Annotated in this window: 7 protein-coding genes and 2 pseudogenes; 1 reads left to right on the forward strand and 8 read right to left on the reverse strand. The window is 33.6% G+C overall.

Going from position 1 to position 9,710, the window contains the following annotated elements; translation table 11 throughout:
• Positions 1 to 64 precede the first annotated feature (64 nt).
• Positions 65 to 151: pseudogene (locus tag V6256_RS16555) on the forward strand (integrase core domain-containing protein); the annotation flags it as partial.
• A gap of 62 nt (positions 152 to 213) precedes the next feature.
• Here the strand turns inward: V6256_RS16555 and V6256_RS13855 are convergent.
• From V6256_RS13855 to rfbC, 8 genes and pseudogenes are all read right to left on the reverse strand, one after another.
• Positions 214 to 348: pseudogene (locus V6256_RS13855) on the reverse strand (helix-turn-helix domain-containing protein); the annotation flags it as partial.
• A 392-nt stretch (positions 349 to 740) separates the two neighbouring features.
• Complete coding sequence (locus V6256_RS13860; RefSeq protein ID WP_341598819.1) at positions 741 to 1,775, reverse strand: hypothetical protein; 1,035 nt, start codon at positions 1,773 to 1,775, stop codon at positions 741 to 743.
• A gap of 24 nt (positions 1,776 to 1,799) precedes the next feature.
• Complete coding sequence (locus V6256_RS13865; RefSeq protein ID WP_341598820.1) at positions 1,800 to 4,832, reverse strand: glycosyltransferase family protein; 3,033 nt, start codon at positions 4,830 to 4,832, stop codon at positions 1,800 to 1,802.
• A 10-nt stretch (positions 4,833 to 4,842) separates the two neighbouring features.
• Complete coding sequence (gene rfbB / locus V6256_RS13870; RefSeq protein ID WP_341598821.1) at positions 4,843 to 5,943, reverse strand: dTDP-glucose 4,6-dehydratase; 1,101 nt, start codon at positions 5,941 to 5,943, stop codon at positions 4,843 to 4,845.
• 319 nt (positions 5,944 to 6,262) lie between these two features.
• The gene (gene rfbD / locus V6256_RS13875; protein WP_341598822.1) at positions 6,263 to 7,159 is read right to left on the reverse strand and encodes a dTDP-4-dehydrorhamnose reductase; all 897 of its coding nucleotides are present in this window, start codon (positions 7,157 to 7,159) and stop codon (positions 6,263 to 6,265) included.
• 57 nt (positions 7,160 to 7,216) lie between these two features.
• The gene (locus V6256_RS13880; RefSeq protein WP_341598823.1) at positions 7,217 to 8,164 is read right to left on the reverse strand and encodes a glycosyltransferase family 2 protein; all 948 of its coding nucleotides are present in this window, start codon (positions 8,162 to 8,164) and stop codon (positions 7,217 to 7,219) included.
• Positions 8,157 to 8,966, reverse strand: coding sequence for a glycosyltransferase family protein (locus V6256_RS13885; RefSeq protein WP_341598824.1), 810 nt, complete (start codon positions 8,964 to 8,966; stop codon positions 8,157 to 8,159). Before V6256_RS13885 ends, V6256_RS13880 begins: the two co-directional genes overlap by 8 nt.
• Positions 8,967 to 8,969: 3 nt before the next feature.
• Positions 8,970 to 9,515 (reverse strand): dTDP-4-dehydrorhamnose 3,5-epimerase, encoded by a 546-nt coding sequence (gene rfbC / locus V6256_RS13890; RefSeq protein ID WP_341598825.1) that lies wholly within the window; start codon positions 9,513 to 9,515, stop codon positions 8,970 to 8,972.
• Positions 9,516 to 9,710: the final 195 nt, after the last annotated feature.

The raw sequence follows: 9,710 nt of genomic DNA on the forward strand, positions 1-9,710 counted from the left end.
GCGAAAGCGGAAGAAAACCTTAATTTAATGTCCGGAATTAGTTGACCACTACAAAAACCTATAAGAGCTAAAGCATATCGTCGATGAATCAATATTGATATACAATGAATTTAGGCCGCATTTGAGTTTAGGAATGAAAACACCAAACTAAGTGCACGATAAATGCTAGGTACTAGCCTTCCATTAAAACCGTCAACATATCTTATGTCAGCCCCCTTCGAGGCCTTCGCTTAGATAGATACTCACCCATTTATTAACGCTAGTTCTACTCACTTTCAGGAACTAAGCAATTTGGGTTCGTGAATGTTCATATTGAAAATGTGCTAAAGCTAGTAAACGCATTTTCATTTGTAATGAAGTTTGCTTACAGACAAGTATTTTAAAATCTGTCTTTTTTATGTACTCCATATTGAGTCGTTTTAGTCGTAATAAATAGATAAATAGATAAATAGATAAATAGATAAATAGATAAATAGATAAATAGATAAATCAATTAGATCATATTTTTACTTAGAATGGTATAATTTTTACACCCTCTTATAAAAGTCATCTGTATCTTTAAATGTGATTTTTAATAGCTCACTCAAAAAACATTTTTATTATTAAAGAAAGTAAAATTGTACTGCTTTTCCAAAAGGTAACCGACTCATCAAAACAGTCATTGTAATAGCGCTTCACATTTACTTTCTTAATTATTAGTTCATCTAAAGTTTTGAGTATTTCTTTTAGCATTTTAAAATCTACCCTAATGTTTTTAGGTACTTCTCAGGCCAATTTTTATTAAAACTTTCATCTTTATACTTTAAAATAAAGTCAATTATATCAGTTGTAAGAAGCGGGCTGTTAAAGGCTAGTTTTAACATCTTTTTAGCTTCTTCTTTAGATAATTTAAATTTATCAATAGTTTCATAGGGTTTTAAATCCATAAAAGTATCACCTAACAACTGCCCCATCTTAGCATTCTCTACATCTAAGGTTTCTACTATTGTTGAAAGCTCTCTAGGAGTTAACTTAAATTTATTCGAGTCAAAGTTACTTATATTCCTAGGCCTCCCTTTAGGGTTTAGTTTATTATTAATAATAACTGGATGTCTTTTATTTAAATGAGCTATAAATCGACTCGTTATATTGCCAACACCTTCATTTTTATAAATAATTTTAAATTTTTTCTCGTCAATATCCAAGTAACTAATAAAGCTGCCTACAGGTCCACCAACGTGTTTACATTCCTTTTCAAAAGAAAGATATTTTACATCACCAAACACTTCATTCAACTTAAAGACCTGATTGGATTTAATCGGCACACTAATAGATTCGAGCGTATTATCACTTGCTTTTATCTGTTGCTGCATTTCAGAGCAAAGATAAGAATATGGTTTTCGCACATAACATAAAACCTCAAGTTGATGACCTTTACTCAACAATCTCTTTTTAAGGGTTAACAATTCACTTTTTGTTAACAATGGTATATGTTCACCTGAAAATATGACTTTTTCAAAATCTAAACTATTGTCCAACTGTTTCTCAAAAATTTTCTTTACCTTTAAAACGCTTGTAGTTAAATCTAGCCTAATAAGATCTCGATAAGTGTTAACATTACCACTAAAAATAGTATAAAAAGGTAATGAATGATTAGAAATAAAATTATTTTCAACCTCAAATATAGGGTAATGAAAACCCTCAGTTAATAATTGATCACGATTCTTTTCTAATGAGTCTTGTATTGATGTTGTGGCCGTTTTATTAAACCCCACATGTAATATAATTTTTTTCATAATTACTGCCTCCTGAATACTCTTTTATTCTAATAGTTTTAAGTATTTTATTGAAGATTCATCCTTTTTTTCACTCGCAAATTGACAATTTGACTTATCTATATTGAATTCAGCAAATTGTTTGACTTTATAAACAAATTCATCAGATGTTTCTGCGCCTTCGATTAAATCATTGGAGAACTCAACTCCAGGCATCGTTGAGGCAACGCAATATAAACCAATGGCTTTATACATATTAACTTTCATTGGATTCATAAAAGAAGAATGCTCATCTGTAATGTGAGGCATAATAGCTAAGTCACAGCCTTCCATAAACACTAGCAATTCTCTTTCTCTCATTGGTCCATGGTATATGATTGATGCATCATCTAATAAGATACACATTTTATCTAATTGGCGCTGGCAATTCCCTATTAAATGCACCTCTAGTGGAGTATCTATCTCTTTTGAAAGACGAGAAACAGTATCCCAATCAAATCTATCGTTCATATTTCCAGAATATACAACTTTGAATGGTCTTTCAGATGTATATGCTAAATCATTACTTATAACTTCTCGTTTAGGTGGAGTATAGCCTGGAGGGAGACAATACCAATTAGGTAATATGGAGACATTTTTCTCATCAAGATAACCTGCATTAGTAAAAAAATTACAGTTTTCTTCTGAGTTAAATACTACATGGTTACTTAAGTCAATAATATATTTATACTGAGCTAATAATTCTAATGGCTTTTTCTTTTCCCAAGCTAATTGGTTGTCGACTATATCACAAGTAACTCTATATCCAGAAAAACACTCTGAAACTACTTTCCAATCAGGAACTGCTGGAAACATAACAACGGAAGAGTTGACAGGGTATAAATTTTCCTCTATTAAAAAGTGCTTAATTGCAGTTTTAATAGTTTGTGTACAATCAGCAAGCATAGTTTTATAATATATACCATGACTCTCAAATCCTTTTCGTTTTTGCCTAAAGTCATCAACTATATACCGAGCGTCAGTATCTACCCTTAAAGAATTTTTTTCATAACTAGCAAATTGACCATCAGATATCAACTCTAGACATGTAACACGAACTCCAGATGCAACTAACGAACGAGCTAAATGATCAACTCTTCTTCCATATAAATTACTATCATGCTGCTTCCAGATTAATATAACGTTGCGACCAGAACTAACCTTTTTATACTTGTTAACTTTTTTAACTTTGTCTAAATTAAATAAGCTTTTACCTTTTGGTGATATATCTTCCGTTAGTTTCTCCAACTTTAAAAATTGCTGATAATTCCAGCCTAAGGTAAATTGTTCATCAAGTTCAACTTTACTACTTTGTTCTGCTGCTAAAAGTAAAATACGATCAAAGTTAAAGTTATTAAATAAATATATGCTAGGGGTACCAGCCAAATCGTTAACAGATGGGCCTTCAGGGACTAAAACGGTTCTTTGATTAGATAATGCATCCCCAATTTTAGAGGATATCTGGTATTTTAAAATTTCTTTATTTGCATTTACATCAGGAAAACCTGTAATTATCACATCTAAATTTTGCAAGTGTATTTGTAAACGAGAAGAGTCAATATTACCATGTACTTCACAGCCTAATTTAATTAATTCAGAACGAATTGTTGTAGGTTCATAGACACCACCAACAACAAACTTAAACTTAGTCCCTTTACGCTTATTAAGTTCATTAATTGCTTTAGCTGCTTTAACAACTCCTTTATGTGGCCTAACGGTTCCTATGAAACCTATTCGTATTTCTTTAGTTAAATCTGTCTGTCTGACTCTCTTTACTGAGTTCAAAGCCCTTGCATGGCGGACTAATAAACCCTTAAAGTCAATTTCCAATGATTTACTTGCAACACTTCTGACAGGTAATCTAGATAGGTAGTTATTAGCCATTTTCGCAGAAAGTAAACCATAAGGTTTATCCCTTGCCGCAGCACTAGAAGACATTTCTTTTTCATTATCGTCTAAATCAACTATATACTTTGTATCATCATGGCTAATTGACTCTGCTAGTACAAAAGATGGGAATCTAGGCTTGCATATCCAAACCAAATCAAAATTCAAGCCAATGTTTTTAAATAACTGATTATATATTTCACGATCTTTCCATGGCAAAATTAAAACTTTACAATCTGAATTAATTAAAGGTTGCCAAATAGGACTTGATGAAAAACCTATATCATATGTAATTATAACTGCTGGTCTATTATTTGCATTTAAGATATTAAATAAAACTTGTGCTCGCCCTATTGGGTTATGGGTCCCTTCCCATACAACAATCCCCACAGATTTTTTTTGTTTTGCAATAACCAATGCTTTAAAAATTGCAGATATTGAATCAGGGCTTACATTTCCCGCTAATATTGGTTTCGAATGGATAAAGGTTATGCCTTTTAATGAAATAGCATATAACTTAATATCTAAATTATCAAAATCTATATCTGGTAACTTAGCTTCAAACTTCATATCCGTTAATGAGGTCTTTTGATCATTATTTAGATTATCATTATAACTCAATAGTAAACATGGTTTTTCATTTACAGTAATATAAGGGATTACTTCAAGTGTCTCGCTACCTAACCAACCAGTTACTGTCCCGCCAGCACATAAAGAGATTTTACCTTGGATTTCAGAACTTTTCTTATCCGACTCTAAAAAATTTCTTGTTTTTTCATCATTTTTTATTTGCTTAACTACCGAGTTAATACCGTCCAGAAAAAACTCTTTTACTAGTTTTTTACATTTCTCATTATTAAACCATATTATAGCTACAACATTAAATTTACTATTTTCAAATAATGTTCTAGGGATAGCAACCTTAAATGCATGCATTCCATTCCCAATAGAATTTGCCAATAAATCTTCTCTGTACATATTGGCTTTGATTTTAGCAAAGCAACTATCGTTATAATAAAAGTCGATATCAACCACCTCAAACTTAGCCGTACAAGCCCAGCCGGTAATGAAACCATCTTCAATTTGGTCAATACAACCTAATATTTCACATTTATTTACTGGAGATATATCCTTCACATTTTTGACACTCATATAATTCCCCCTATTTAACCTTTTTGTTAACTTCAATTAATGGCTTCCACCAACCTTCATTAGCTAAGTACCATTCAATGTTTTTACGAATGCCGGTTTCAAATGATTCTACAGGTTTATAACCTAATTCATTATTAGTTTTAGTCGCATCAATAGCATAACGCCAATCATGACCAGCACGATCTTCTACAAAAGTAATAAGTTGTTCTGCTTTATTATCTAAAGCAGTTTTAGCTTCTGGGTATTGCGCAGCTAACTCAGGTTTTTTTTGGAATTGTTCGTTCAATAATTTACACACCAGTTTAACAATATCAATATTCGCCCATTCATTATGGCCACCGATATTGTAGTTTTCACCTAAACGCCCTTTGTTTAACACTAACTCAATACCACGTGCATGATCTTCTACGTATAACCAATCACGAATTTGCTGACCATTGCCGTACACTGGAAGTGGCTTGTCATGCAAAATATTGGTAATGATCAGCGGAATTAGTTTTTCAGGGAAGTGGTATGGTCCATAGTTATTTGAACAATTCGACGTCGTCACTTCTAGTCCATAAGTGTGGTGGTATGCACGAACTAAGTGATCAGATGCCGCTTTAGATGCTGAATAAGGTGAATTTGGTGCATAAGCAGTTTCTTCAGTAAATGCTGGATCGTTAGGTCCTAACTCACCATATACTTCATCAGTTGATACATGATGGAAACGATGCTTCAATGGTGCTTTACCATTTGCTTTAGGTTCATCAATCCATACTTTTTTAGCTGCTTTTAATAAGCTGTAAGTACCAATAATATTGGTTTCGATGAAAGCATCTGGCCCAGTAATTGAGCGATCAACATGAGACTCTGCCGCAAAGTGCACTAAAGTATCAACGTCATGCTCTTTCAATAACGACTCTACTAATGCAGTATCGCAAATATCGCCATGTGCAAAAGTAAAGTTAGGATTATTTTCAACAGATGCTAGGCTTTCACGGTTACCTGCATAAGTCAGTGCATCAAGCACGACTACTTTGTCTTCTGGGTTATTTGCTAACCAATATAATACATAGTTTGCGCCGATAAAGCCTGCGCCGCCTGTTACTAATAAATGTCGAGTCGCCATTTCTTTCTCTCATGTTATGAAGACCGATAAAACAGTCTTTTAAATATTTTAATATTGGAAGGTTCAAGATAAAAAACGCTTCTTTAAACAACTAAAAAGCGTGATGCTTTTGGAGATTGCAAAGAAAAGAGACAAGCCCAAGCTTCAAGGAGTAAGCTGCAAGATAAAAATAAAACCTACAAGGTAAATGTGAAAAAGCATAAAACGTCATGCCCTCCTGTTACCTGTTTATACATTAGTAGTAATGGTTTTAATCTCTGTATCTTGTCCCTTTCAACTTGCTTCTTATTACTTGTCTCTTTTGCTTTTATCTTATCTTTTAATTTGTTGCTGCCAGTTCATCCATCATTGTCGATAACTGTTTACGCCAGTGTACTGTTTGTACGCCACTTGCTTGCTCTGTAGTGCTTTTATCTATTACGCTAAAGCTAGGGCGTGTTGCAGGGGTTGGATAAGCGCTAGCTGGGATTGGTCGTACTGGTATCGCTTTATCAAGTAAGCCTTTTTCAATCGCTAACTCTTGAATGGCAACGGCAAAGTCATACCATGAGCACACACCTGCATCAGTCCAATGTAGTAACTGAGCAGAGCCTGTATCCTGCTTTGCTTCTTGTTGCTGTTTGCCTATTAGCGCCCAGATCATTTCCGCTAAGCCTTTAGCCCAGGTTGGAGTGCCGACTTGGTCGTAAACAATACCTAGTTGATCTTTTTCTGCCATTAAACGCAGCATGGTTTTAACAAAATTATTACCATTCACTGAGTAAACCCAAGCCGTACGAATAATGGTTGCTTGTTCACCCAAAATATCGTCGATCTTAATATCGCCGGCTAATTTTGATGCGCCATAAACATTAATAGGATTAACTGAATCATCGGTTTGGTAAGGCGTTGTTTTTGTTCCATCAAATACAAAGTCTGTTGAAACATGAATAAGCTTAGCTGATATGTTTTTACATGCATTAGCCAAGTACTCACTACCCAGTTCATTAACAGCATAAGCAGATTCAGTGTCTACTTCTGCTTTATCAACAGCAGTGTAGGCTGCAGCATTAATAACAACATCCGGTTTAAACTGCAAAATAGTATCATTAACTTGTGTTGCATCTGTGATATCTAATTCTTGTGAAGAACAACTGAGTAGTTCAGTATCTTGAGGTACTAGATTTTCTAATTCCCAAGCTAACTGACCACCTTTCCCTGTAATTAATACTTTCATCGTTATCCTACTTATTTTTAATTGGGTGTATTTTATACTTTATATTGATTAAAACGATTAATTTTTGTTTGTTAAAAGCGTTATCAAAAGCGCGATTCTACCGAATAAATGAGAGCGAGTCACATTACCATTATAAAAATAAACTATCTTTTTTTTCAACGGTAAATCATTAAAACAGCTCAATATGGAAATTGTAGTATCCGGAGATAGGCGATTTTGCTGTTCAAACTCTTTAAATACAATAGCTTGCTTAACTATATTTTGTTGACTTTTTTTGAATGTATTTAAATGCGTGATGAATTTTTTGCACAATGAGAAAAAAGTTTTTTTTTGTGCACCAATCGTATTGTGATTATGCTGACGATACTGAATTAATGCTTGGTCAATGAATACGATTTCACCGCAACGGTGAGCGACTAACGCTAACCACCAGTCATGCATATAGGCTTTCTCTGGTATTGGTAAAGCTTTGTTAATTAGTGCGCGGTTAACTAACATAGTACAGCCTGAAACCACATTCTGCTGGCATAACTGATTAAACTTTAAATGCCAGTTTTTGCTGATATTCTTTAAGGTAAAATAGCTATCGCAAATAAGCTGTAATTGCTCATCGACTATCTGTTTATCACTAAAGACTAATAATGGTGTTTGTGGTGAGGTTCTTTTTTCAACCTCTAACAGAGCTGTTATCGACGTTTCTATTTTATGGGGTAACCAAACATCATCTTGGTCACAGAGCATGATGTAATTAGCACTACTTTGCTTTAATCCAAATTGAAAATTACTTTTAGGTCCATGTATATCAGTTGTATTATTGATCCAGATTAGTTTAGGATCTTTTTCTGCCAACTCAAGCACTATTTTTTGTGTGCAGTCTGTTGAACCATCATCTGTTACGATGATCTTATTTATCCGAGTTTGATAACCTGTATTAGATTGGATTGATTTTATCTGTTCAGCGATAAAAGCTTCACCATTATAAGTTGCTAATACAATATCAATCATTTTTTTTATAACGATTTTGATATTCAAGGCGTGAATGTAAAGTCGTATTTCGTTTGTTAAATAGTGAATATTTAAACACACTTTGTACATGCCAGAAGAAGTATTTACTTAAGAATTTCTTACTTGAGCATTGTCTAAAGTGTACTGCTTTGATTCCTTCTAAATACTGGAACTTGAAACCGGCTTTATTCGCCCTAAAACTGAGGTCAATATCTTCACAATACATGTAATAACGTTCATCTAAACCATTAAGTTCATTGTAAATATTAGCTTTAAGTATCATGAAAGCACCACTCCCCCAATATGCTTCAGATGAAGAGAGCCCTTTTTTGCGATTGACCATAGTTGAACGATCATTGAATAAATAAGTTTTTACGAAATTAGTAAATGCAGGATACAAACGGATATTATCGTCTTGTACCATCTCTTCCCTATCAAGAAAAAGATTAGGGATACCTAATTCAATATTTCCCACTTTTAAAGTCTCAATTAGCTTTAGTATATTACTGTTAGTCAAAAAAACATCCGGGTTTAAAAGGATAAAGTAATCATCCTCCTCCATCCCCAGTTCAAATTTACAATACAAGTAATTAGCATTGTTGTTTGAAGAAAAGCCTTGTTCTTTATCATTTGCAATATAATGCGCGCCGTATTTTTTACAGTATTTTCTTAGTTTACCAATAGGTTCATTATCACAACACACCACGGTAATTTGATCGTATTTAGACAACGCTTTAATTGTGCCTAAATTAATCATCACATCGTGGTGATGGTGCGATACTATCGATATAAAAATACGCATTTATTACAGCTTAGGAGCGTCTGCAAAACTTAATCCATTTTCATCTTTAGCTGATAATAATGGAGGCTGATTTTCAGTAATAGGCCAATCAATATTAATTGTAGGGTCATCCCATTTAATAGAGACTTCAGCACTCGGGTTATAAGTATCAGTACATTTGTAAACGAACTCTGCTTCTTCAGTTGTAACATAAAAACCGTGAGCGAAACCTTCAGGTACCCAAAGCTGACGTTTATTATCTTCAGAGAGTAATACACCAGCCCATTGGCCAAAAGTAGGTGAATCTTTACGTAGATCAACAGCTACATCAAATACTTCCCCTTTTGTTACACGTACTAATTTACCCTGTGTATTTTCAGTTTGGTAATGTAATCCACGTAAGATCCCTTTGCTTGATTTACTGTGGTTTTCTTGGACAAATTCACGCTCACCGCAGTGTTCATTAAAAAGCGAGGTACGGAATGTTTCCATAAAAAAGCCTCTTTCATCACCAAAGACTTGTGGTTCGATAATTTTTACATCGGGTATGTTTGTTTCAATAAATTTCATAAATGACCTAAATTTTTTTAATATGTAAAGAAGTAAGGTTCGGATTTGAGATAAAATAAAAACCTTTATAGCAACCACTAAGCGCTTCACAGAGTACACTAAGGTTAAAACCTAAAAAGTAGTTACAAGATAAAACCAAAACCTTTAAAGCAACCACTAAGCGCTTCGCTTCACAGAGAGCACTAAGGTAAAAGA

The sequence above is a fragment of the Psychromonas aquatilis genome (genome assembly GCF_038155185.1).
Taxonomy (GTDB): Bacteria; Pseudomonadota; Gammaproteobacteria; order Enterobacterales; family Psychromonadaceae; genus Psychromonas; species Psychromonas aquatilis.